General features: G+C 58.0%; 22 protein-coding genes. 7 read left to right on the plus strand and 15 right to left on the minus strand.

What is annotated here, in order from left to right:
- Window positions 1-3 precede the first annotated feature (3 nt).
- Window positions 4-654, plus strand: a complete 651-nt coding sequence (narL, locus tag ABLV78_RS15080; RefSeq protein WP_045375156.1) for a two-component system response regulator NarL — start codon at window positions 4-6, stop codon at window positions 652-654.
- Here the strand turns inward: narL and ABLV78_RS15085 are convergent.
- The 7 genes from ABLV78_RS15085 to nasR form a co-directional block, all read right to left on the minus strand.
- Window positions 651-2027: a YchO/YchP family invasin gene (locus ABLV78_RS15085; protein WP_046883774.1), complete on the minus strand. Its 1377-nt coding sequence runs from the start codon at window positions 2025-2027 to the stop codon at window positions 651-653. The genes narL and ABLV78_RS15085 overlap by 4 nt on opposite strands.
- Window positions 2028-2158: 131 nt before the next feature.
- Window positions 2159-4765, minus strand: coding sequence for a nitrate reductase (locus ABLV78_RS15090; protein WP_047046746.1), 2607 nt, complete (start codon window positions 4763-4765; stop codon window positions 2159-2161).
- Complete coding sequence (gene nirB / locus ABLV78_RS15095) at window positions 4765-8832, minus strand: nitrite reductase large subunit NirB (protein WP_165430640.1); 4068 nt, start codon at window positions 8830-8832, stop codon at window positions 4765-4767. Before nirB ends, ABLV78_RS15090 begins: the two co-directional genes overlap by 1 nt.
- Window positions 8833-8838: 6 nt before the next feature.
- A complete protein-coding gene (locus tag ABLV78_RS15100) occupies window positions 8839-9627 on the minus strand; it encodes an ABC transporter ATP-binding protein (RefSeq protein WP_047078765.1) in 789 nt (262 codons plus the stop codon).
- A 9-nt stretch (window positions 9628-9636) separates the two neighbouring features.
- The gene (gene ntrB, locus ABLV78_RS15105) at window positions 9637-10521 is read right to left on the minus strand and encodes a nitrate ABC transporter permease (RefSeq protein ID WP_045361320.1); all 885 of its coding nucleotides are present in this window, start codon (window positions 10519-10521) and stop codon (window positions 9637-9639) included.
- Between the two features lies 1 nt (window position 10522).
- On the minus strand, window positions 10523-11779 hold the full coding sequence (locus ABLV78_RS15110) for a CmpA/NrtA family ABC transporter substrate-binding protein (RefSeq protein ID WP_047046756.1): 1257 nt from the start codon (window positions 11777-11779) through the stop codon (window positions 10523-10525).
- A gap of 234 nt (window positions 11780-12013) precedes the next feature.
- The gene (nasR, locus tag ABLV78_RS15115) at window positions 12014-13210 is read right to left on the minus strand and encodes a nitrate regulatory protein NasR (RefSeq protein WP_047046757.1); all 1197 of its coding nucleotides are present in this window, start codon (window positions 13208-13210) and stop codon (window positions 12014-12016) included.
- A gap of 66 nt (window positions 13211-13276) precedes the next feature.
- On the opposite strand from nasR, the gene ABLV78_RS15120 reads away from it, so the two are divergent.
- Together ABLV78_RS15120 and ABLV78_RS15125 are read left to right on the plus strand one after the other, a co-directional pair.
- Complete coding sequence (locus tag ABLV78_RS15120) at window positions 13277-13630, plus strand: DsrE/DsrF/TusD sulfur relay family protein (RefSeq protein WP_047046759.1); 354 nt, start codon at window positions 13277-13279, stop codon at window positions 13628-13630.
- Window positions 13631-13857: 227 nt separating this feature from the next.
- Window positions 13858-14100, plus strand: coding sequence for a DUF1883 domain-containing protein (locus ABLV78_RS15125; protein WP_015705086.1), 243 nt, complete (start codon window positions 13858-13860; stop codon window positions 14098-14100).
- 29 nt (window positions 14101-14129) lie between these two features.
- On the opposite strand, the gene ABLV78_RS15130 is transcribed toward ABLV78_RS15125, so the two are convergent.
- Window positions 14130-14810 (minus strand): gamma-glutamylcyclotransferase, encoded by a 681-nt coding sequence (locus tag ABLV78_RS15130; RefSeq protein WP_015705085.1) that lies wholly within the window; start codon window positions 14808-14810, stop codon window positions 14130-14132.
- Window positions 14811-14958: 148 nt separating this feature from the next.
- The gene (gene chaB / locus ABLV78_RS15135; RefSeq protein ID WP_015367102.1) at window positions 14959-15189 is read right to left on the minus strand and encodes a putative cation transport regulator ChaB; all 231 of its coding nucleotides are present in this window, start codon (window positions 15187-15189) and stop codon (window positions 14959-14961) included.
- A gap of 265 nt (window positions 15190-15454) precedes the next feature.
- On the opposite strand from chaB, the gene chaA reads away from it, so the two are divergent.
- On the plus strand, window positions 15455-16555 hold the full coding sequence (chaA, locus tag ABLV78_RS15140; RefSeq protein WP_015367104.1) for a sodium-potassium/proton antiporter ChaA: 1101 nt from the start codon (window positions 15455-15457) through the stop codon (window positions 16553-16555).
- Between the two features lie 77 nt (window positions 16556-16632).
- Here chaA and kdsA read toward each other — a convergent pair whose 3' ends face one another.
- The 6 genes from kdsA to hemA are packed head-to-tail and all read right to left on the minus strand — an operon-like array spanning window position 16633 to window position 21962.
- On the minus strand, window positions 16633-17487 hold the full coding sequence (kdsA, locus tag ABLV78_RS15145; protein ID WP_015367105.1) for a 3-deoxy-8-phosphooctulonate synthase: 855 nt from the start codon (window positions 17485-17487) through the stop codon (window positions 16633-16635).
- Window positions 17488-17526: 39 nt separating this feature from the next.
- Window positions 17527-18339: an invasion regulator SirB1 gene (gene sirB1 / locus ABLV78_RS15150; RefSeq protein ID WP_045393803.1), complete on the minus strand. Its 813-nt coding sequence runs from the start codon at window positions 18337-18339 to the stop codon at window positions 17527-17529.
- 3 nt (window positions 18340-18342) lie between these two features.
- Window positions 18343-18735: an invasion regulator SirB2 gene (gene sirB2, locus ABLV78_RS15155; protein WP_015367107.1), complete on the minus strand. Its 393-nt coding sequence runs from the start codon at window positions 18733-18735 to the stop codon at window positions 18343-18345.
- Window positions 18732-19583, minus strand: a complete 852-nt coding sequence (prmC, locus tag ABLV78_RS15160) for a peptide chain release factor N(5)-glutamine methyltransferase (RefSeq protein ID WP_047046764.1) — start codon at window positions 19581-19583, stop codon at window positions 18732-18734. The genes sirB2 and prmC overlap by 4 nt, the downstream gene beginning before the upstream one ends.
- Complete coding sequence (prfA, locus tag ABLV78_RS15165; RefSeq protein ID WP_015367109.1) at window positions 19583-20665, minus strand: peptide chain release factor 1; 1083 nt, start codon at window positions 20663-20665, stop codon at window positions 19583-19585. Before prfA ends, prmC begins: the two co-directional genes overlap by 1 nt.
- 40 nt (window positions 20666-20705) lie before the next feature.
- Entirely contained in the window at window positions 20706-21962 is a 1257-nt protein-coding gene (gene hemA, locus ABLV78_RS15170) for a glutamyl-tRNA reductase (protein WP_015367110.1), read from the minus strand.
- Window positions 21963-22233: 271 nt separating this feature from the next.
- Between hemA and lolB the strand changes: the two genes are divergently transcribed.
- The 3 genes from lolB (at window position 22234) to prs (ending at window position 24828) form a co-directional block, all read left to right on the plus strand.
- The gene (gene lolB, locus ABLV78_RS15175) at window positions 22234-22848 is read left to right on the plus strand and encodes a lipoprotein insertase outer membrane protein LolB (RefSeq protein ID WP_045393797.1); all 615 of its coding nucleotides are present in this window, start codon (window positions 22234-22236) and stop codon (window positions 22846-22848) included.
- Window positions 22848-23699, plus strand: a complete 852-nt coding sequence (ispE, locus tag ABLV78_RS15180; protein WP_165430693.1) for a 4-(cytidine 5'-diphospho)-2-C-methyl-D-erythritol kinase — start codon at window positions 22848-22850, stop codon at window positions 23697-23699. Before lolB ends, ispE begins: the two co-directional genes overlap by 1 nt.
- 181 nt (window positions 23700-23880) lie before the next feature.
- Complete coding sequence (prs, locus tag ABLV78_RS15185) at window positions 23881-24828, plus strand: ribose-phosphate diphosphokinase (protein WP_015367113.1); 948 nt, start codon at window positions 23881-23883, stop codon at window positions 24826-24828.
- The last annotated feature ends 97 nt before the right edge of the window (window positions 24829-24925 follow it).

Below are 24925 nucleotides of genomic sequence, written 5' to 3' on the forward strand. Positions count from 1 at the left end.
CCTATGAGTCAACAGGAACGGGCAACCATCCTTCTCATTGATGATCATCCCATGCTGCGCACTGGCGTTAAGCAACTGATTAGCATGGCGCCGGACATTCAGGTTATCGGCGAAGCCAGCAATGGCGAACAAGGTATTGAACTGGCGGAATCGCTGGATCCGGATCTTATTCTGCTGGACCTTAATATGCCGGGGATGAACGGCCTCGAAACCCTTGACAAGCTGCGGGAAAAATCGCTCTCCGGCCGCGTGGTCGTATTCAGCGTCTCCAATCATGAAGAGGACGTGGTGACCGCCCTGAAACGCGGCGCCGACGGCTACCTGCTGAAAGATATGGAACCGGAAGATTTGCTGAAAGCGCTGCAGCAGGCCGCGGCGGGCGAAATGGTATTAAGCGAAGCGTTAACCCCGGTACTGGCCGCCAGCCTGCGCGCTAATCGCGCCACGTCCGACCGCGACATCAGCCAGTTGACCCCGCGCGAGCGCGATATCCTGAAGCTGATTGCCCAGGGCCTGCCGAACAAAATGATCGCCCGCCGCCTGGATATCACCGAAAGCACGGTTAAAGTGCATGTGAAGCATATGCTGAAGAAAATGAAGCTGAAATCACGCGTTGAAGCCGCCGTCTGGGTTCACCAGGAACGGATCTTCTAAGGCGATTCCGTCCAGGAAACGTCGGGAGCCGTAAACGTCACCAGCGGCTCGGTCAGCGCCAGTGCGATCTCATTGGACGAGACGCGCTGACCCGATTTGTCTTCAACCACCACCGACAGACGCCAGCGATTCACCGCGCCCGGCTCGCTGTTCCATACCGGCATAATGATGCTCCAGCCATCCGCACTGTTGGCATTAACCGGCGGCGTCAGGCTTAGCGCCTGAGTATCCCCCTGCCAGTGCAGCGATTTAATACCGTGCAGGCTATTAATTTGCAGCTTCAGCTGTACCGTTTCGCCGGAGTGCAGATCCCACGGCGGCGTCGCCAGATAGACCGTCAGATTCTTACGCTGGCGATACTCCACTACCGGCAGATTATCGCGTTCCGGGCTATCGTATCGGCTGCCGCGTAGCGAGTTGCTGATAGCCACTTCATCCGCCGCCAGTTGCTGTTTCAGCGGTACCCCAAAACGATAATTCAGCTTCAGGCCGACATTATTCTGGCTGACGCCATTTTCACCCTGTTTGTGTTTTGCGGTGACCGTCACCAACGGTACCGGGGTGTAATTCAGTCCCACCGAAACCGCTACCGGATTGTGGTATCCGGTACCGGAATGAAACAGATCGACGCTATCGCCGAAGTACTGTTCAACGCTGACGCTGGTATTAATGTGCTGATAAAACGGCAATCGCGCCTGGGCAGTCACGTCATAGCCAACGGCCATCCGCTGCTCCTGAGTCTGATTTTCCCGCAACTGCCAATCGCCGAGTGGGTGGTAATAGTTGGCCGATAAGCGCAAGTACTCGCCCCAGGCTTCCGCGCCGATGCTGCCGCGCGCCAGGCTCTCGCTGAGCACTTTGTCGTAAAACGAGTTATAACCCAACAGCCAGCTACCGACACGCCAGCGCTGACCGAGCCCAATATTGCCCACCAGATCGTTCTCGCGCCGGGTAACCGAATATTGATTCCAGGTGAGGTAACGCTCATTGTCCTGCAGCGGCACAAACCAGCTACCCTTGCTGCCGGTGAAGTTACCCTCTTTATCCACCAACAGGTCGATATTGGCATTACCCCACGGCGACAGCCAGTTTTCCAGCTGATGGCTGAACTCATTGCCGATTTTGCTGATGGCGAACATCCGCGCCTGCTCGCCGGTGGTCAGTCCGTTATCGCTCATGCTGGCTTCGCCGAATTTTTTTGCCATCTCGGCGAAATGTTTGGCATCGTCGTCAACCTGCGGCGCTATTCCTAAATCGGGCAGCGTAGTTTGCGGCGGCATACTGTTATCGTTGGCAATCAGCGCCCAAGCGGGAGTGCCTGTCAGCAGCAGGAGAAGCGTCAGTGATGGGGTTAAGCGGTACGGCAAAGGCATCAAACGGATTAACGTAAGCTCACGGGGAATAACAACATCACGTTAGTTTATCGTTTTTTGCCCTTCCCCGCAGCCCTGTGGGCCATTCCAGGAATAAACTGAAACCGGTTGGCGTTTGTTTTCCCCTATCATCAAACCAGCGTTCGGGTTTGATTTGCCGCCAGCAGCGCTTTGAGTTCCGGAATACAGGAACCACAGTTGGTGCCGCACTTGAGCTTCGCGCCAAGCGCCTCTACGCTGACGCAACCGCCGGCAATAGCCTCGCCGATCTGCCGCTCACCGATACTAAAGCAACTGCAAATAGTCTGCCCACGCGGCATGCTGTCGCCGCCCTTACGGCCGCTGAGCAGCGCATGGCGTAGCCCGGCGGTCTGCGGCTGCGTCCGGAACGCCGTATACAGCCATTCAGCATCGATTTGCGGCGGCTTAATATCGCTCCAGCAGCCGAGCATCAATTGTCCGTCGTGCCAGGCCAGTAGGTTCCACAGCCCACCGCCCTCGGCAATTTGCAACTGCCATCCCTGCTTGCGACACCACTCGGTCAGCCAGCTTTGCGGGCCGGTGTCCGCGGCTAGCGACAAATGGCTGAGCTCTACCGCCGCCCGCCGCCGCCAGTGCAGCGAGGAAGGCAACGGCAAGGGCTCGCGAGATAATAGCTCCCCTTGCCACGCCGGCCGCCACGGCGCTATCGCTACCGCCGACTGCTTGCTCTCCGGCTGCCCCGAATGCGGATCGGTGACCGCCGCCAGTAAGTTATTGACCCGCCCCTGGCGGGCAAACTGATTATTCCAGTGCATCGGCACAAAGAGTGAACCGCCGCGCTGCCCTTCGCTGACTATCACCTTCGCAATCATCACGCCGTGGCGCGACCAGACGCGAGCCAGTTCTCCCTCTCGTAATTCAAAACGACGAGCGTCGGCAGGTGCCACCTCGACGACCGGTTCGGCAATATGCTGCATCAACCGCGGTATGTCGCCGGTGCGGGTCATGGTATGCCACTGATCGCGAATACGTCCGCTATTGAGGATCAATGGATAAAATGCCTCGGTCTGCGCCCGGGTCGGCTGCGGCGACACCGGCACCATCCGCAACCTGCCGTCGACGTGCCAGCCCTCCGTTAACCGCCAGGGCGCGGCGCTGCGGCTCACCGGCCAGCGCACCGGCGCCAGGGCATCCCACGACTCCCGGCTGAGGTCCGCCAGCCCCCCGATATCAAACGCCCGCTGACCGTCATTTTCAAATCCTGAGAGCGCCGCGTGTTCACAAAACACCTCATGCGGATGTTGCCATGAAAAAGCCCGGGCATAACCTAATTCGGCGGCGAGACGGGAAATGATCCACCAGTCGGCTTTCGCCTCCCCCGGCGGCGGCAAAAAAGCCCGTTGACGCGAAATTCGCCGCTCCGAGTTGGTCACGGTACCGTTTTTTTCGCCCCATGCCAGCGCCGGAAAGCGGATATGGGCAAAGCGACCCGTATCAGTATTGGCGGCGACATCGGAGACCATCACCAGCGGACACCTGGACAGCGCCTGACTCACCGCGTGGCTATCGGGCAGTGAGACCACCGGATTGGTCCCCATAATCCACACCGCTTTGACCTCACCGCGTCCAATCGCGGCGAATAGTTCGACGGCGGTTAGTCCCGGCGTCTGCGCCAGTCGCTCGCTGCCCCAAAAACGCGCTAATCGCTGCAGGTCCTGCGGCTCAAAATTCATATGCGCCGCCAGCATCGTCGCCAGTCCCCCCACTTCACGCCCGCCCATGGCGTTTGGTTGACCGGTCAGCGAAAACGGCCCGCAGCCGCGGCGGGCAAATTTCCCGCTGGCAAGATGGACATTGATAATCGCGTTGCACTTATCGCTGCCGCTGGCGGACTGATTAATTCCCATGGTGTACAGCGTGATGGCGCGCGGTGCAGCGATAAAATCACGATAAAAGCGGGCCACCTGCTCCGGCGCCAGGCCGCAGAATGCGGCCGCTTTTTCCACGCTCCATTCCGCGGCGATAGTCAGCGCCTGCCGCTGGTCGCGAAAACCCGCCGCCATTTCACCGCTGGCGGCAATGGCATTAAGCAGGCCGACAAATAGCCCGCCATCGCTACCGGGCGCCAAGGCCAGATGATCGTCGGCAATATCGCAGGTCGCGGTGCGTCGCGGATCCACCACCACGATCCGCAACCGCGGATTATCGCGTTTCGCCTGCGCCAACCGCTGATAGAGAACCGGATGCGCCCAGGCGGCGTTGGAGCCCACCAGCACCACCAGATCGCTTTGCTCAACATCTTCATAGCTGCACGGCACGACGTCCGCGCCGAGCGCCCGTTTATAGCCGGTGACCGCCGATGACATACATAACCGCGAATTCGTATCAATATTGGCGGCGCCGATAAAGCCCTTCATCAACTTGTTGGCGGCGTAATAATCCTCAGTTAACAGCTGACCGGAAGCGTAAAACGCGACCGCCTGCGGGCCGTAGCGCTCAATAATGTCGCGCAGACGTGAACCCGCCTCCGCCAGCGCCTGCGGCCAGCCGACCGCCCGGCCATCGACTTCAGGGTGTAATAACCGCCCGGTAAGCGAGGTCGTTTCCCCAAGCGCAGCCCCTTTTACGCACAAGCGGCCAAAGTTAGCGGGGTGGTTTTCATCGCCGCGAACCGTGACGGTTCCGCCTGGTTCAACGCGGGCGCTAACTCCGCAACCGACGCCGCAGTATGGACAGGTGGTTCGGGTTTCGCTCATCAGCTAGCCTCCGCGCGCAGCAGTAATACCTGGTTGCCGACCCACACTTTGCCCTGTTCGATCTTCACCGGCCACGCGCGCACCGACGGCTCGCCGCTGTCGTACAAGCGACCGTCTCGCAAGCGAATCCGCTGTTTATAGAGTGGCGAAATGACGATCGGCTCGCCGCCCGCGTCGCCTAAAATGCCGCGCGATAACACGTTGGCCTCGCTGCCGGGTTCCTGGTTATCCAGCGCATAAACTTGCTCGCCGAAGCGGAACAGCGCAATCTGCCGTTCGCCGAGGCGCGCGCCGATCCCCGCCTGCGGCGGAATCGCGTCCAGGTCGCAGATCGCCTGCCACGGCCGCGACGGCAGGGCCGGTTGCCCAAGCCCTTGAGGCGCCACCAGCTGCGGCTGACCGCGCAGGATTTGCCGCTGCACCGCCTCATCGGCCTCATCGCTGTTAACGTAGGAACGGAATAGCGCCAGCCTCTGTGGGTCGTTCAGGGTGGTCTGCCATTCACACTGGTAGCTATCCACCACCCGCGCCATCTCCTGCTCCAGCTCATCGCCGATACCGAGACTATCGTGCAAGATCACCTCGCGTAGATACGCCACGCCGCCTTCAAGGTTATCCATCCAGCTACTGGTGCGCTGCAGGCGGTCGGCGGTGCGAATATAAAACATCAACAACCGATCGACAGTACGAATTAGGGTGGCGTCATCAAGGTCACTCGCAAAGAGGTCCGCATGGCGCGGTTTCATCCCGCCGTTGCCGCAGACGTAAAGATTCCAGCCCTTTTCAGTCGCAATAACCCCGATGTCTTTACCTTGCGCTTCGGCACATTCGCGGGTACAGCCCGAGACCGCCATTTTGATTTTGTGCGGCGCGCGCAGCCCCTTGTAACGATGTTCAAGCCTTACCGCCAGCCCCGTTGAATCCTGAACCCCATAGCGGCACCAGGTCGAGCCGACGCAGGATTTTACCGTGCGTAATGATTTGCCGTAGGCGTGTCCGGTTTCAAATCCCGCCGCCGCCAGTTCACGCCAGATGTCCGGCAGTTGCTCCAACCGCGCGCCAAACAGGTCGATACGCTGCCCTCCTGTCACTTTACTGTACAGTTGGTAACGTTTGGCGATATGGCCGATAGCGATAAGCCCATCCGGTGTCACTTCGCCTGCGGCCATCCGCGGCACCACCGAGTAAGTGCCGTCTTTCTGAATATTGGCGAAGTAGCGATCGTTGGTGTCCTGCAGCGGCAGATGCGCCGGTTTCAGCAGATACTCATTCCAGCAGGAGGCCAGTACCGACGCCACCAACGGTTTACACACTTCACAGCCGTGGCCCTGCCCGTAACGGCTAATGAGCTGATCGAAGGTATGGATGTGGTTAACTCGTACCAGATGATAGATCTCCTGCCGCGACCACGGAAAATGCTCGCAGATATCTTTTTTAACCTCGACGCCCTGCCCGGCAAGCTGGTGTTCCATCACCTGTTTGACCAGCGCGCTACAGCCGCCGCAGCCGGTCGCTGCTTTAGTACAGCTTTTGATTGCCGCCATATCGCCCGCTCCGGCGCTGACCGCCTGGCAAATGTCTCCCTTACTGACATTATGGCAAGAGCAAATCTGCGCGCTATCCGGCAGCGCCGACACCCCCAGCGCTTTCGTCGTGGCCCCATCCATGGCCGGGAGGATCAGACTTTCCGGACGAGACGGTAGCGCCATGCCGTTCAGCATCATCTGCAACAGCGTCGCGTAGTCACCGGCATCGCCCACCAATACGCCGCCCAGCAGCATTTTGCCATCAGCGCTGACAACGATCTTTTTGTAGATCTGCTGCGGACCATCGGTCCATTGATAGCTCTGGCAACCAGCTGTACGTCCGTGAGCATCGCCAAACGACGCCACATCCACGCCGAGCAGTTTGAGTTTGGTGCTCATATCGGCGCCGCTAAAACGGGCCGCTTCGCCAGCCAACTGCGCCGCTGCGGTGCGCGCCATGTGGTAGCCCGGCGCCACCAGGCCATAAATTTTGTTGTTCCACAGCGCGCATTCGCCAATCGCCAATATATCTGCGTCCGAGGTCCGGCAGTGGTCATCGATACCGATACCGCCGCGTTCGCCGATTGCCAGGCCTGCGCCGCGCGCCAGCGCATCCTGCGGGCGGATCCCGGCGGAAAAGACCACCATATCGGTCTGCAGCGTGCCGCCATCGGCAAAGTTAAGCTGCAGCCCGTCGGCGGTGCGCACTATCGAGGTCGTCGCTTTGCTGGTATGCACGCCAACCTCCAGATCGAGAATTTTCTCCCGCAGCATCGCCGCGCCGCCGTTATCCAACTGCACCGCCATCAGGTTGGCGGCGAACTCCACCACATGGGTCTTAAGCCCCAACTGTTTTAACGCGTTGGCGGCTTCCAGCCCCAACAGCCCGCCTCCGATGACCACCCCGCTCTGCGCAGTGGCGGCGCGGTCGGCAATGCGGTCAAGATCGTCAAGCGTACGATAGACGAAGCAGCCTTCTTCATCGTTACCGGGGATTGGCGGCACAAAGGGATAGGAGCCGGTCGCCAGCACCAGCTTATCCCAATGGGTTTCATGGCCGCGGGCATCGCGCACGATTCGCGCCGGACGATCGATTTCCGCGATCGTCTCTCCTAGCCGCAGCTCAATCCCGTACTGGCTAAAAAAGTCTCCCTCTACCAGCGATAGCGACTCTGCGCTGCGCCCGGCGAAATATTCCGAGAGATGAACCCGGTCATAGGCGGCATAGCGCTCTTCGCCAAAAACCACGATACGGTACTGCTGGTGCAGGTTCCGGCTCACGCATTGCTCAAGAAAATGGTGGCCGACCATGCCGTGTCCGACCAGCACTAATACAGGTTTAGTCATCGTCATTTTTCCTGCAGCTCGCGGCTGCGTTATAGAAGGGTCAAAAAGCCACTCCGCCGAAGGAGACTTATCGCTGCCGAGCAGCGCGGTAAGCGGCGCCGCATGCTGACAGTCGCCCAGCAGCAGCACGCCGTGCAGCCGGCCATCGCGGACCAACAGGCGACGGTAGTGGCGATCGATGGGGTCCCAACTGCTGTAGATCTGGTCCTGCTCGCCGGCCCGCTGTTCGCCGGCGCTAAAAAACTCGATACCGGAGACCTTCAGCCGGGTGCCGCCGTCCTGCCAGCTGAATTCTTCGCCGGGAGCCCCGCACAGGCGTTCAACTAACACATCGGCCTGGCGCAAGCAGGGAGCCACCAGCCCCCAGGTTTGGCCGTCAATCTCACAACACTCGCCGATAGCGCTGATCCCCGGCAGCGAGGTCGCCATCCGGCGGTCGACGATAATCCCCCGCTGGCAGGCTACGCCGCTGCGCGCCGCCAGACGGATATCCGGCCGTACACCGGTGGCTAACACCACCCGGCTGGCGGCAAAAGCGCGCCCGTCCTCCAGCCGCACATGCTGCTCGTCAATAGCGGCAATTCGGCTCTCCAGCTCGCAGTGGATGCCGCGTGCCTCAAGCTGTTGTTTTAACTGTTCCGCGGCAAAAGCATCGGTAAGCGGCTCCATCAAACCGCTACCGCGATGGAGTAGCGTCACTTCCCCACCGTGACGGCGCAGCGCCGCCGCGACCTCCACGCCCAGTACGCCACCGCCGATTACCACCGCCGGGCCGGGGATTGCCAGGATGCCTTCGACATCCGCCTGGGTGCGAAAGGCGAATACCTGCGGGCGCTCAATGCCCGGCAGCGACGGGATAAATGGCTGCGATCCGGTGGCGAACACCAGTTCATCCCATCCCAGCCAGTCGCCGCCGACGCGCAGCCTCCGCCCCGCGACATCCACTTCGCTGACCGCTTCGCCAAGCCGCACGCGGACACCATGCTGTGCGTACCACTCCGTCGGCAGCAGTTGGATTTGCGCCGCCGTTTTTTCCCCGCCGAGTACCGGCGAGAGCTGAATGCGGTTGTAGGCCGGCTGTGGTTCATCGCCGATTAGCGTGATGATGAAACGCCCCTGCGCGCGCGCCGCCAGCTTCTCAGCCAGCCGGGTTGCCGCCATACCGTTGCCGATAATCACCAGTCGCCGCATCATTCCGCCTTACGCCGCTTTCGGCTGCTTTTCGTAGAGGAAATGGAGGATCTGCTGACGCAGGTGGTGGTAGCGGTTATCTTCCGCCAGTTGGACCCGGCTACGCGGACGCGGCAGATTAACGTCAAGGATCTCGCCGATCGTCGCGGCCGGGCCATTGGTCATCATTAACACCCGGTCGGAAAGCAGCACCGCTTCATCGACGTCGTGGGTGATCACGACAATGGTGGTGTTCAGTTCCTGCTGGATGTGCATTACCGCGTCCTGCAGATGGGCTCGGGTGAGCGCGTCCAGCGCGCCAAAAGGCTCATCAAGCAGTAACACTTTTGGCTTCATCGCCAGCGCGCGCGCGATGCCAACGCGTTGCTTCATACCGCCGGAGATCTCTCCCGGCCGTTTGTGCAGCGCGTGCCCCATCTGTACTCGCTGTAAATTGTGTTCGATCCACTCCCGGCGCTCTGCCTTGCTCATGGTGCGGCGAAACACCTGATCCACCGCCAGCGCCACGTTGTCAAAACAGCTCAGCCATGGCAGCAGCGAATGGTTCTGAAACACCACAGCCCGTTCAGGCCCCGGCCCGGAAATTTCACGGTTATCGCATAACAGTCCGCCCTCAGTAGGCTGGGTAATCCCGGCGATCAGGTTCAATAGCGTGGATTTTCCGCATCCGGAGTGGCCAATCAGGCTAATGGTTTCCCCTTCGTGAATATCAAAAGAGACGTTTTGCAGCGCCAGGAACTCGCCGCTGGCGGTGTTAAAGCGTTGACTGACGGCCTGTACCTGAATTAATGGTTTCATAGCGACTCCTTATTTTTCCTGCCAGCTGAAGCGGCGGGCGAGCAATATGAGCCCCTGTTCTAGCAGCAGGCCGACAACGCCGATAATGACGATGGCGATGATGATGTTTTCCACATTGAGGTTGTTCCATTCATTCCAGATCCAAAACCCGATACCCAACCCGCCGGTCAGCATCTCGGCGGCGACGATCACCAGCCAGGCAATGCCTATCGATAGCCGCACGCCGGTTAATACCGCAGGCAGCACTGCCGGAAAGAGGATTTTGCGCATCACCGTCCATTCCGACAGCTGCAGCACGCGAGCCACATTGAGATAGTCCTGCGGGATACGCCTGACGCCTTCCGCGGTGTTAATGACCATCGGCCAGATAGAGCAGATAAAAATGGTCCAGCTGGAAGCCGGTTCCGCCTTCTGGAACAACAGCAGGCCAATCGGTAACCACGCCAGCGGACTCACCGGGCGCAGCAGCGCGATGAGCGGATTAAACATTCGCGCAAAGAACAGCGAGCGGCCGATAAGAAAGCCCAGCGGAATACCGGCCAGCGCCGCCAAACCAAAGCCCACCGCAACCCGTTGCAGCGAAGCCAGCACGTTCCAGCCGATGCCCATATCGTTCGGTCCGTCGCGGTAGAACGGGTCGGAAAACAGCGTCAGCGCCGAATCCAGGGTGCTCAGCGGCGTCGGGAAGCCTTTCGTACCAATCGCCGCCAGCTGCCAGCCGAGCAGCAGCAGACCCAGGCCCAGCAGCGGTGGCAGCAGACGCTGCAGCGCGGCATTAAGCCAGCGCCTGGCGAACGGTGTAGCTTTGCGCACCTGCAGCGGCGGCAGGACAATGATTTCGCCCGGCGCGGTTGACGTCTGCGCGCGCGGCTGCGTGTTAATGGCTGGTTTCATCTCATGTCCCCTTATGTTGAATGGCGAAACTGGCGGCGTACCCTTCCGGGTCGATGCCGTTCCACACTTTGCCGTCCAGCAGCGTGCTGCTGCGTAGCGTTTGCGTTGGCGCAGTGATACCGCCCACGGCCTGCGCCGCCTCTTTCCACAGGTCGATGCGGTTGATACGCTGCGCTACCGCCTGATAATCAGGCGCGCTTTTCAGCAGGCCCCAGCGGCGGAATTGGGTTAAGAACCACATGCCGTCTGAAAGCCACGGATAACTGGCTTCGCCCTGCTGGAAGAAGCGCATGGGGTGATCGTCGCGCCAGCGTTTGCCGATGCCGTTGTCGTATTCGCCAAGCATTCGACCGCTAAGGTACTGTTCTTTCGTGTTGAGCCACGCGCGTCTGGCGAGGATCCGCGCGGTTTCGCGGGTGTTGTCGGCAGACGCTTCAATCCAGCGCTGTGCCTCCAGCAGCGCCGCCACCAGCGCCCTTGCGGTATTTGGGTAGCGCACCACCCAATCGCTGCGCGCGCCGAGAATTTTTTCTGGATGATCTGGCCAGATTTGCTGGCTGGTTGCCGCCGTAAAACCAATGCGATCGTTGATCGCACGCGCGTTCCACGGTTCGCCAACGCAGAAGCCAACCATATTGCCGATGCGCATGTTCATTACCATTTGCGGCGGCGGCACGACCACCATGCGCACATCGGCGAAAGGATCGATACCGGCATTGGCCAGCCAGTAATAGAGCCACATCGCATGGGTGCCGGTAGGAAAGGTGTGGGCGAAGGTGTAGCTGCCCGGCGCTTTTTGGCCGATCAGCCGCTTGAGCCCATGACTATCGCTAACGCCTTGCGCCTGCAGGTCACTTGAGAGGGTGATCGCCTGACCGTTGCGGTTCAGGGTCATCAGGTTGGCCATCTGCTGCGGTTTGCCGGCAATACCAAGCTCAAGGCCATACAGCATGCCGTAGAGGATATGCGCCGCATCGAGTTCGCCGGCAACCAGCTTATCGCGCACCGCCGCCCAACTGGCCTCCTTACTTGGCTGCAGGCTGATGCCATACTTTTTATCGAATCCTTTCAATGCCGCAATCGCCAGCGGCGCGCAGTCGGTTAGCGGGATGAATCCGACCCGCACGGTGGCCAACTCCGGTTTATCGGAACCCGCCGCCCACGCCGCCTGCATCACGCCGGGCAGCAGCATAGCGCCGCTCAGCGCTGCCCCGACCTGCAAAAAACGCCGTCGTGAAATGAAAACTTTATCGCCCATAGCCGCTCCAGAACGCGCAAAAAAAAGCGCCCGGCAGTGCTTTCGCACCGCAGGACGCCTTTATCCAGAGATCTTCAGACCGCCGTTGGCCCGTTATCTCAAATTGTTGATTCACTCAAGTTCAGTAATGCAAAGCAGATGCCAATTTATCATTGCCCGCCAGGCGTCGTTTTACCGCTCCGCCGCGTAAACGATTGCACCATCGTCAGGCAACCCTGCTCGCTGATTGTGCATTCAATTTGACGATGAGTCCGGCAGCAGAGCTTTCACCGTCAGCAACGCGCGGGCGATTTCAACCATCCGCTGGTTCTTATCCATCGCCATTTTACGCAGCGCCTGCCAGGCTTGTTCTTCTTGCATCCCTTGATGGCTTATCAGCAGCGCTTTCGCCTTATCAATAATCTTGCGCTCCTCAAGCGTCGCTTTCAGTGAAGCCAGTTGGCCGGAAAGTTGCTCAAGTTCCCACGCCTGCTGGCGGACCAGCGGCAGAAGCTGCTTATCTAGGCGCAAAGTCAGGCTATCGCCGCACTCTTCTTCAGGCCATTGCAGCGGCGGCATATCGTCTTCTCCACGTTCTAGCAACTGCCGGGTCGCGCTGAGCAGATCGGCAATCAACGCCTCCTCCAGACCGCGCATCTGCTCAATCCGTTCAGTTTGCAGACTAAACCAGCGGTGCGCCGCGGCCCCTTCGTCCGCCGAGGGCTGGCGGGTACAGGCGATGCGCCGCAGTTGCTCTATCTCGCGCCCGGCTTCGCAACCCTGCATCAGCTCAAGCGTCCGTGGCAGACCGGAAAGTGCCTGAAAGCTGTCAAAACAGGGCTGCTGACCGTCAATGCGGTCAACCAGTAGCTGACGGAGCTCGCCGTTAAATTGGCCGCGCGCGAAGCCCAACGCTCCCAGCGCGCGCTCCTGGCCCGCCAGCTCTTTACCCTGCATAAAGCTGTACAGGGCGACCATACGCCCGGCGATCTGCGGATCGTCAATGCTGTCATTCAACTGCGGCACAATATTCAATATATGGCGAATAATACGGCTAAAACGCTGAGTGGCCTCCTGAGCGTCCACCGCGCGGCCTTGCACCGCCGTCCGCAGCGCCGGAAGCTGCGCCAGATACCACACCGCGCTGGCTATTCGCCAACACAGCGCGCTGCTGGCGGATTCCCGCGCCGGTTGCAGCGCAGCATAAAAAGCGCTTAAGCGCGCGTCCACCAGCGCCCCGCCAGCCCGACGCTCGGCGTCATACAAGCGGCCATCGGAAGAGAGCCACATATTGGAGGCACCGCGCTCGCACTGCAGCATATGAACCAACCCACTTATTTCGCTCGCCAGCGTCCCTTGCTGCGTTAGCTGGCGGAGCTGCTGTTTTTGTAGTTGGCGCGCATAATGAAACCAGCCGATTGCTTCAGGCGTCATGCCGGTCGTATTATTCATACCCCCTCCCGAATTACGTCTTTAGGTAAAGCTAAGCAATAACCGTGCCTGATAAAAGGAGTCTTTATGCAACGTATTGTGATTGTCGCCAACGGCGCCGCCTACGGCAGCGAATCCCTGTTTAATAGCCTGCGTCTGGCTATCGCCCTGCGCGAGCAGAATTCAGACCTCGATCTGAAGCTGTTTTTAATGTCCGATGCGGTGACCGCCGGGCTGCGCGGACAGAAACCGGCGGAAGGCTATAACATTCAGCAGATGCTGGAGATCCTCACCGCGCAGAATGTGCCGGTAAAACTCTGCAAAACCTGCACGGACGGACGCGGGATCACCCATTTGCCATTAGTCGATGGCGTGGAAGTGGGAACCCTGGTCGAGCTGGCGCAGTGGACGCTGGCGGCGGATAAAGTGCTGACCTTCTGAATTAATCGCCATTAACAGGATTAAATGTCAGGCTGGTGGCTATTGCTGATGCAAAAGTACGCCAGCTGAACGCTTTCAGGAAGATTGTCATTTTTGTTTAATCGTTATTCATTTTGTTGATCGAAATCATCATCCACACGCTCCCCCTTTGGTGTTATGCAACGAGCAAAGTGTGAACAATATCACGCGCGGGTTGATGTATTCAGAGACAGAAACGGGGTATGAAAATGGCAATGGTAAAAGCAAGTTTGACGTTATTCGGCGGTGATACGCTGGTGGTACGCTGTTCGGAGCGCTGTCATATTCACTTAATGAGCGCCAAGGCCGCCGGCGACAGCCACGCCGATATTTTTAGCGTGCAGGACAGGGACAGCGCTTATCTCACCGTGCCCTATAGCGGCACCTGGAACGTGCTGATCGACAGCCATAGCCAGTCGCTGGAGCACTCCATTAGCTACGTTCCTGCCTGAACCTCAACGCCCGGCTGACCGGGCGTTTTTTATGCAAGCCCGGGTTGGCTCGCCTCGCCGACCAGATGCCGCACCTGGATAATCAGATCGTCAAGACTGGCGTCACGCATACCGAGCTTGCGTAATTCCTGATCCAACGAAAAGAGATACTGGGCATTGGTGCCGAGCGGCCCGCTGGCGCGGGCAATTAGCGGCGCGATGGTTTGCGCGCTGGTATCGGATTCATACAGCGGGTGGCGCGGATCCATGATAAACACCAGCGCATTCACCGTACGCCCGTCATCAAGCTCAAGACGGCACCAGGTGGGCAAATAGCAGCCGGTGATCATTTCTCGCTTCCACAGTAGCGTCAGCTCTTGCTCCAGCGTCTCATCCGGCAGACGATAGGCTACTCCGGTGGTGCGCCCGCCTTCCTTCAGCGCCAGCATCCTGCCCGGCTGATGTGCGCTACCGCGACCGGCGGTCAGGCGCAGGCAAAACGCGCGATGCCAACCTGGCAGCGTACCGGTGCAGGATTCGCTGTATTCCAGCGCCGGGTTCCACATCAGCGAACCATAGCCGAAAATCCACACCGAACCGTTGTCCGGACGACAGGCCAGGGTCGCCGCCAGCGAGGCTGCCCGTTGCTCTGCCGACCACAGCAGCGATTCCTCAATCGCGCCAAACGCCGTCTTACAATCCGCATTCATTAAGAAATCACGAGTTAACACTTTCTACTACCTCCGCCACTGCCTGCTTCCCGGCGATAATCTGTGCCATCCGTGAATATTGCTGAATTATTATCCAGCTTTATTACTCAATAAGCAATTAACGGAGCGTTGACAAGGGGTCTGAAAAAAAATTAGATCGCAAAAGTGATTACTTTTTCTTATGCCATTTGTCGTCATCGCCCTTTTGATAATCATTTTTAACCGCCGCCCAGGCGACTTTATGCGCCGTCTCCTCACGGCTGGCATCATCGCGACGGTCGGCTTTGTCTTTATATTGATCCCAGGCGCTATTGAAAGCTTCTTTATAAATTTCCTGCGCGTGTTCCGGCAGGACGTGCTGAACGCTATCGGGAAGCTCTTGTTTACTGCGGTAAGGCATAATGACCTCCAGAATCAGGATAAAAACTAAGTCTGGAACACAATTCCCGGGTTGGCAAATCACAGGAATATTGAGAAATGAATTTTAGTAATTATCTGAAAAATATGTACAAAACATACGTAACAGCCTTTTTTGACAGACCAACGCATTTCTTATGCAAGAGTGGTAAATTTAAGTAAAAATACAAATTAAACCTATCAATGTCTGTTATTTTATTAACTTACGTTATCTATAATTATAACACCTGCATAAATGGAGATGGTTCATGACACATGCACATGAGGCGGTTAAGACCCGCCACAAGGAGACCTCCCTCGTTTTTCCGGTTTTAGCACTGGTGGTGCTGTTTCTCTGGGGAAGCAGTCAATCACTACCAGTGGTCGTTGCGATTAATATTCTGGCGCTGGTCGGGATTCTGAGTAGCGCATTTAGCGTGGTTCGCCACGCCGACGTCCTTGCTCACCGCCTCGGCGAGCCCTATGGTTCATTAATTTTGAGCCTGTCAGTGGTCATTCTTGAAGTGAGCCTGATTTCCGCATTAATGGCGACCGGCGACGCCGCGCCAACGCTAATGCGCGATACGTTATATTCAATCATTATGATCGTCACCGGCGGTCTGGTCGGTTTCTCATTACTGCTGGGCGGGCGTAAATTCGCCACGCAGTATATGAATTTGTTTGGTATCAAGCAGTACCTGATCGCCCTCTTCCCGCTGGCGATTATCGTGCTGGTATTCCCGATGGCGTTGCCGGGCGCCAACTTCAGCACCGGCCAGGCGCTGCTGGTGGCGCTGATTTCCGCCGCCATGTACGGCGTATTTCTGCTCATTCAGACCAAAACACACCAGAGCCTGTTTGTCTACGAGCATGAAGATGACAGCGACGATGACGACCCGCATCACGGTAAGCCATCGGCGCACAGCAGCGGCTGGCACACGGCCTGGTTACTGGTACACCTGGTTGCGGTTATCGCCGTTACCAAAATGAACGCAAATCCGCTGGAAACGCTGTTGACCAGTATGAACGCGCCTGTCGCCTTTACCGGCTTCCTGGTGGCGCTGCTGATCCTCTCACCGGAAGGACTCGGCGCCTTGAAAGCGGTACTGAATAACCAGGTGCAGCGCGCGATGAACCTCTTCTTTGGTTCGGTACTGGCGACGATTTCCCTGACGGTGCCTGTCGTTACACTTATCGCCTTCCTTACCGGCAATGAACTCCGCTTCGGCCTTGGCGCGCCGGAAATGGTGGTGATGGTAGCGTCGCTGGTGCTGTGCCATATTTCGTTCTCAACCGGGCGCACCAATGTCCTTAACGGCGCGGCGCATCTGGCGCTGTTCGCCGCCTACCTGATGACGATATTTGCCTGACCGGGTAATCAGCAATAATGCCAAAAAAAAGCCTGTCGGTGACGAAACCGGCAGGCTTTTTTACTGCTCAACGAAACTTAGTTGCTGGTATCCAGCTCGTCGAAGCTTTTCACCAGATCGTCGATTGCTTTCATTTGCTTCAGGAACGGTTCCAGTTTAGCCAGCGGCAGCGCGGACGGGCCGTCACATTTCGCGTGGTCCGGATCCGGGTGCGCTTCAATGAACAGACCGGCGATACCCACCGCCATCCCGGCGCGGGCCAGTTCCGTCACCTGAGCGCGGCGGCCGCCTGAGGCAGCGCCAAACGGGTCGCGGCACTGCAGGGCGTGGGTCACGTCAAAGATAACCGGCGAGTTGTTGGACGCTTTCTTCATTACGCCGAAGCCGAGCATATCTACGACCAGGTTGTCGTAGCCGAAGTTGGCGCCGCGATCGCAGAGGATCACTTTGTCGTTACCGCCTTCAATGAACTTATCGACGATGTTGCCCATCTGGCCCGGGCTGACGAATTGCGGTTTCTTGACGTTGATAACAGCGCCGGTTTTGGCCATCGCTTCCACCAGATCAGTCTGACGCGCGAGGAACGCCGGCAGCTGGATCACATCAACCACGTCGGCCACCGGCTGCGCCTGGCTGGCTTCGTGGACGTCAGTGATGATTTTCACGCCGAAAGTCTGCTTCAGCTCCTGGAAAATCTTCATCCCTTCTTCCAGACCCGGCCCACGATAGGAGTGGATGGAAGAACGGTTGGCTTTATCAAAAGAGGCTTTGAACACATACGGAATGCCCAGCTTTTGCGTGACGGTCACATAATGTTCGCAGATACGCATCGCAAGATCGCGGGACTCCAGCACGTTCATTCCGCCAAACAGCACGAACGGCAGGTCGTTTGCTACGTTGATATCACCAATGCTAACCACTTTTTGTTTCATAAGATCGCCTTATCAGGGTGTAACCGGAATGGTTCCAGACTAATGCAATGTAATTTGTTTATGTGAAATCGTGTTGATCTGCGCGCGGATCATCTCGCTAATCGGATCCTCCGGACACTGCTCAACGAAATAATTGAGATCCAGCAGCGCCACGTGATCGCACTCCAGTTGGGCGTAGATGAGCCCGCGGTCGCGAATTTCATACGGGTCTTCTGGATTAAACTGCAGCAGCGCTTCGCTGGCGCGTAGGGCCAGCTCCATCTGCCGCTCTTCCATCAGCGCCGATTTCAGCGTATCGAGCAGTTTGCGGATCACTTCGGCGTTGTCGGCCTCATCGAGATCTTCATTAAACAGCTCAGCCACCGGGCTAATGTTCCCCTTCAGCCACACTTCCAGGGTGTGTTCATCGAGCGTCTCGCCGTTGAATGGGTTAATTAGCCACATCTCTTCGCTGGTATCCGGGTCAGCGCGCAGCAGCATCTGCGTCGGGAAGATAACCGGCACCACCGGCAGATCCAGACGCTGAGCAATCCACAACAGAATCGCTCCCAGCGACACGGCGCTCCCCTGGCGATTCACCAGCACTTTATCCAGCCATAGCGCATCGGACAGGCGGTAGATGCCCTGCGATGCGCCGAAGCCCCACTCGTGATAGAACAATTCCAGCAGTCGGTCGAGCTGACGCTCCTGATCCCAGGAGGTGGCAATCTCTTCCTGCGCCAGTGTTAACAACCGCTGCAGCTCATCCTGCACAAAGTGCGTCGGAAAGTCGTCGCGGATCAATTCAGAAATGAGGACCATGCCTTCGCATAATGGCGCTTTGTTAAATTCGAAATCAGCTAATGACCTCATGCCTTACCCCAGTAACGGTATTCTTGTGATGGCGAGTTGAACGATAAAGAACAACACCACCAGCGCCAGCAGAAAGGCGATGAACCGGGTCTGCTGGCGGCGCGGGCGACGTCGGCCCAGCGCGATAAATCCTAATGCGATGTAAATGATAACGCCAAACAGCTTTTCAGTCAGCCATGCGCCATCTTCAGTAAACGGCAGATAATGCGTTATCGCCATTAATCCCGCGCCGCTGAGGAACAGCAGCGTATCGCTACAATGCGGCGCAATACGCACCCAGCGCTGATTCAGCATCGCGCTGCCGCTGTAGGTCCACCAGTAACGCAGCACGAAAAGCCCGACGGATGTCACCACGCAGGCAATATGTAAATAGAGTACTGCAGTAAATAAATTCATTCGCCGGTTTGCTCCTTGTGCGGCCAACGCCCGAGTGTCAGACGTTCGTTATCGCCATAATCGCGGCAGGTCTCGACATCGCTGTATCCTGCTTCAATAAATAATGCGCGTACCGCCTCACCCTGCTTCCAGCCATGTTCCAGTAGCATAAAACCTCCAGGCAACAAATACTGTCGTCCCTCACGGATAATATGCGCCAAATCGGCCAGCCCCTGATCGGCGGCGACCAATGCCGTTCTCGGTTCAAAGCGAACATCGCCCTCAGCAAGATGCGGATCGGTTTCATCGATATAAGGGGGGTTACTGACAATCATCGCGAACCGCTGCCCTTTGAGCGCGCTAAACCAGTCGCTCTGCAGGATGGTCACGTTGTTGAGAGCGAGATGGGCGGCATTGCGCGCGGCGAGCGCCGCGGCGTCAGGCATAAAATCAACGGCAGTGACCTGACAGTCCGCCCGCTCGCTGGCCAGCGCCAGAGCGATAGCGCCGGTGCCGGTGCCAAGATCCAGGATGCGGCAGGCCGTCTGCGGCAGGCGTACCAGCGCCTGCTCGACCAGGCATTCGGTGTCGGGGCGCGGGATCAACGTCGCCGGCGAGACAAACAGCGGCAGCGACCAGAACTCACGCTGCCCCACCAGATGAGCCACCGGCTCGCCGTTGGCGCGGCGCGCCAGCAATGCTTCCAGTTCCGCCAACTGTTCCGCCGTCAATAGGGTTTCGTCAAAAGCGAGGATCCAGGTTCGCGCTTTGCCGGTGACGTGCCCCAGTAAGATCTCGGCGTCGCGACGCGGGCTGTCGCTCGCGCCGAGCCGGGCTATCGCCTGAGTGAGCCACTGTCGAAAGGTCATCATTCCTGCTCGGAAAGCGCCGCCAGCTGGTCAGCCTGGAATTCCTGCACAATCGGTTCGATCAGCATATCCAGTTTGCCTTCCATGGTTTCATCCAGACGGTAAAGGGTCAGGTTGATACGGTGGTCGGTCACGCGCCCCTGCGGGAAGTTGTAGGTCCGGTTGCGATCGCTGCGATCGCCGCTGCCCAGCAGGTTACGGCGGGTAGACGCTTCCGCCTGCTGACGCTTGGCGACTTCGGCGGCGCGAATACGCGCGCCCAGCACCGACAGCGCCTTGGCTTTGTTTTTATGCTGTGAACGCTCGTCCTGACACTCCACGACAATACCGGTCGGCAAGTGGGTAATACGGATAGCGGAGTCGGTGGTGTTGACGTGCTGGCCGCCCGCGCCTGAGGAGCGGAAGGTATCGATGCGCAGGTCAGCCGGGTTGATATCCGGCATTTCGGCTTCCGGCAGCTCCGGCATCACCGCCACGGTACAGGCGGAGGTGTGGATACGCCCCTGGGATTCGGTCGCCGGAACGCGCTGGACGCGATGGCCGCCGGATTCAAATTTCAGCCGCCCATAGACGCCATCGCCGCTGATTTTGGCAATCACTTCTTTAAATCCGCCATGCTCGCCTTCGTTGGCGCTCATGATTTCTACCCGCCAGCGGCGGGCTTCAGCGTAGCGGGTATACATGCGGAACAAATCGCCGGCGAACAGCGCCGCTTCATCGCCGCCGGTACCGGCGCGAACTTCGACAAAAGCGTTACGTTCATCGTCAGGATCTTTCGGCAATAGCAGAACTTGCAGCTGCTGCTCCAGCGCTTCGCTTTTTTCTTTGGCATCGCGCAGCTCTTCCTGCGCCATTTCGCGCATTTCCGGATCGTCGAGCATCATCTGCGCGGTTTCGATATCGTCCTGCACCTGGCGCCAGTCGGTATAGCAGCGGGCGACATCGCCAAGCTGCGCATATTCGCGCGACAGCGCGCGGAAACGGTCCTGGTCGGCAATGGTGGCGGCGTCGCCAAGCAGCGCCTGAACTTCTTCATGGCGTTCGTACAGAGCTTCCAGTTTAGCAACAATAGAAGGCTTCATAGGCGTGAATTCACCCTGTCTTTAAATAGAGAAATGTGCGCTATTCCAGCCCGAGGCTGTTGCGCAGAATATGCAGGCGTTCATCATCCCCGTCACGGGCAGCCTGCTGAAGAGATTTGGTTGGAGCGTGGATCAGGCGATTGGTCAGCTTACGGGCCAGATCTTGCATGATTTCCTGCGCATCGCCGCCCTGCTCCAGCGCGGCAAGCGCTTTCGCCGTCAGCTCCTCGCGAACCTGCTCGGATTGGGAACGATATTCGCGGATAGTCTCGCTGGCGCTTTGGGCGCGCAGCCAGGCCATAAATTCGCTGGTTTCCTGCTCGACGATCGATTCCGCCTGCACCGCCGCGGCCTTACGCTGCGCCAGATTGTGCTGAATGATATTTTGCAGGTCATCAACGCTGTACAGATAGGCGTTGGCCAGCTTGCCGACTTCCGGCTCGACGTCGCGGGGCACCGCGATATCCACCAGCAGCATCGGCTGATTGCGGCGCGCCTTCAGCGCGCGCTCGACCATCCCTTTGCCGATGATCGGCAGCGGGCTGGCGGTAGAGCTGATAATGATATCGGCGTCTTTTAAGCGCTCGTCGATATCGCTGAGGGCGATAACTTCCGCGCCGACTTCATCCGCCAGCGCCTGGGCGCGTTCACGGGTGCGGTTGGCAATCACCATTTTGCGAACGTTGTGTTCGCGCAGATGGCGGGCGACCAGTTCGATAGTTTCCCCCGCGCCAACCAGTAACACCGTGACGCTGGAGAGCGATTCAAAAATTTGTCGCGCCAGCGTACAGGCGGCGAAGGCAACGGAAACGGCGCTGGCGCCGATATCGGTTTCGGTACGCACGCGCTTAGCCACCGAGAACGATTTCTGGAACATGCGCTCCAGTTCGCTGACGTTCAGATGACCGCGGCTGGAATCAGCAAATGCTTTTTTCACCTGTCCGAGGATTTGCGGCTCGCCAAGCACCAGCGAATCCAGGCCACTGGCGACGCGCATCAGATGGCTGACGGCGTCGTTATCCTGATGCCAATAAAGACTTTTACGTAGGTCTTCTTCATTCAGGCCGTGGAAGTCGCATAGCCAGCGAATAAGCGCTTCCTGCAGGTTGTCCTGCTCTTCAACGCTGAGATACAGCTCCGTGCGATTACAGGTTGATAGCACCACCCCGCCCTGCACCATCGGCTGAGCCAGCAAGCTCTCCAGCGCCTTGTCGAGCGTATCCGGCGAAAACGTTACGCGTTCTCGCAGCGCTACCGGAGCTGTTTTGTGGTTGATGCCAAGAGCTAAAAGGGTCATGGTGAGGGAATAGTACCAGCGTTGCTAAGGTTAGTCTGAGCGCATCATACAGGATGCGCGTACTCAATAAAAGAGACGCCCCCCTTTTGGAGTAATAGTCAGGGCTTAAAAGCCACTAACGGTAATTTTTTGATTTCAGACAACTTGAACGTAGACGCTATCGGCCAGCGACGCTAGCATTAAGGGTTATTATTGCAACCCGCTACACAAATCGGTGTGCGAACTATCAGTCGCCGCATTTCACTGTAGACATCAAGGATTTGTCATCATTATGAATCGACTGTTCCGCCTGCTGCCGTTGGCAAGCCTCGTTCTGACCGCCTGTGCAATCAATACTCCGCCGCAAGGGCCAGGTAAAAGCCCGGACTCCCCGCAGTGGCGCCAGCACCAGCAGGATGTCCGCAACCTTAACCAGTTCCAGACCCGCGGGGCGTTCGCCTATCTGTCCGATGAGCAGAAAGTGTATGCCCGTTTCTTCTGGCAACAAACCGGCCAGGACCGCTACCGCCTGCTGCTGACCAACCCGCTTGGCAGCACCGAACTGTCTTTGACCGCGCAGCCGGGCGGCGTCCAGTTGATCGATAACAAAGGCCAGACCTATAACGCTACCGATGCCGAAGAGATGATTGGCCGCCTGACCGGCATGCCGATCCCGCTTAACAGCCTGCGTCAGTGGATTATCGGCCTGCCGGGCGATGCCACCGACTATGCGCTGGATGACCAGTACCGCCTGCGCGAACTCAACTACACGCAGAACGGCAAAACCTGGCACGTGACCTACAGCGGCTATACCAGCGACACCAAACCCACCCTGCCGTCTAATATGGAACTCAACAATGGCAGCCAGCGCATCAAGCTGAAAATGGATAACTGGATTGTGAAATGATGAGTCGCTGGCCCGCACCTGCAAAATTGAATCTGTTTTTGTATATCACCGGCCAGCGCGCCGATGGATATCACACGCTGCAGACGCTGTTTCAGTTTCTCGACTATGGCGACACGCTGACCATTGAACCACGCCGCGACGGGAAACTGCGGCTGTTAACGCCGGTCGCCGGCGTGCCGGATGAAGAGAACCTGATTATTCGCGCCGCCAGGCTGCTGATGGCAGCTGCGGAGTCTCACGGTCAACTTCCCGCTGGCAGCGGCGCGGATATCAGCATCGACAAACGCCTGCCGATGGGCGGCGGCTTAGGCGGCGGCTCTTCTAACGCCGCGACGGTGCTGGTAGCCCTCAATCATCTGTGGGGCTGCGGGCTTAGCGAAGACCAACTGGCGACGCTTGGGCTACAGCTCGGCGCCGATGTCCCGGTTTTCGTTCGCGGTCACGCGGCGTTTGCCGAAGGGGTTGGCGAAATCCTCACCCCGGTGAATCCGCCGGAAAAATGGTATCTGGTCGCCCACCCGGGCGTGAGTATCCCGACGCCGATCATTTTTCGCGATCCGGAGTTACCACGAAATACCCCGAGCAGGTCAATTAATACCTTACTAAACTGTGAATTCGGCAACGATTGCGAGGTTATCGCAAGAAAACGTTTTCGTGAGGTTGATGCAACGCTTTCCTGGCTGTTAGAATACGCGCCGTCGCGCCTGACTGGCACAGGAGCCTGTGTCTTTGCTGAATTTGACACCGAATCCGCCGCTCGTCAGGTGCTGGAAAAAGCCCCGGAATGGCTGCAAGGCTTTGTTGCGCGAGGAATTAATGTCTCGCCGCTGAAGCAAGCCCTACTGAAGTAATTCTGCATTTTGCATGAATAACGGCAAGTTTGCCGGGCAAACAGAGTATCGGTGACAACGTCACCCTGTTCCAGACGTTGCATCGTGCTCTTTAATACACCGCCTGGATGAGATGGCGCCGGCCCGCACAGTTTAATGGCCCGTTTCATCCACCACTGGACGCATGCCTGAGGTTCTTCTCGTGCCTGATATGAAGCTTTTTGCTGGTAACGCCACCCCGGAACTAGCACAACGTATTGCCAACCGCCTGTACACTTCTCTTGGCGACGCCGCTGTAGGTCGTTTTAGCGACGGCGAAGTCAGCGTACAAATCAACGAAAACGTACGCGGTGGTGATATTTTCATCATCCAGTCCACTTGTGCTCCCACCAATGACAACCTGATGGAATTGGTTGTTATGGTTGATGCCCTGCGTCGCGCTTCTGCAGGCCGTATCACCGCTGTTATCCCTTACTTCGGCTATGCCCGCCAGGACCGTCGCGTACGTTCCGCTCGTGTGCCAATCACCGCTAAAGTCGTCGCTGACTTCCTGTCCAGTGTCGGCGTTGACCGCGTACTGACCGTTGACCTGCACGCTGAACAGATTCAGGGCTTCTTTGATGTGCCTGTTGATAACGTATTCGGTAGCCCAATTCTGCTCGAAGATATGCTGCAGCTGAATCTGGACAACCCGATCGTGGTTTCTCCGGACATCGGCGGCGTGGTTCGCGCTCGCGCTATCGCGAAGCTGCTGAACGACACCGACATGGCGATCATCGATAAACGCCGCCCGCGCGCTAACGTCTCTCAGGTGATGCATATCATCGGCGACGTCGCTGGCCGTGACTGCGTGATGGTTGATGACATGATCGATACCGGCGGCACCCTGTGTAAAGCAGCGGAAGCGCTGAAAGAGCGCGGTGCGAAACGTGTCTTCGCCTACGCGACTCACCCGATCTTCTCCGGCAATGCTATCCAGAACATTAAAAACTCTGTGATTGATGAATTCGTCGTCTGCGATACCATTCCGCTGACGCCGGAAATCAAAGCGCTGGACAAAGTCCGTACCCTGACCCTGTCTGGTATGCTGGCCGAAGCGATTCGTCGTATCAGCAACGAAGAATCCATTTCTGCTATGTTCGAGCACTAATCGAGCCCAGCCGAAAAACCCGCTGCGGCGGGTTTTTTTGTCTCTGGTTCATATTTGTATGACTAATGCCTCCTTCACCTGCCATTCAGTTGACAGA

The sequence above is a fragment of the Klebsiella sp. CN_Kp075 genome, from assembly GCF_040065055.2.
Classification (GTDB): Bacteria; Pseudomonadota; Gammaproteobacteria; order Enterobacterales; family Enterobacteriaceae; genus Klebsiella; species Klebsiella aerogenes.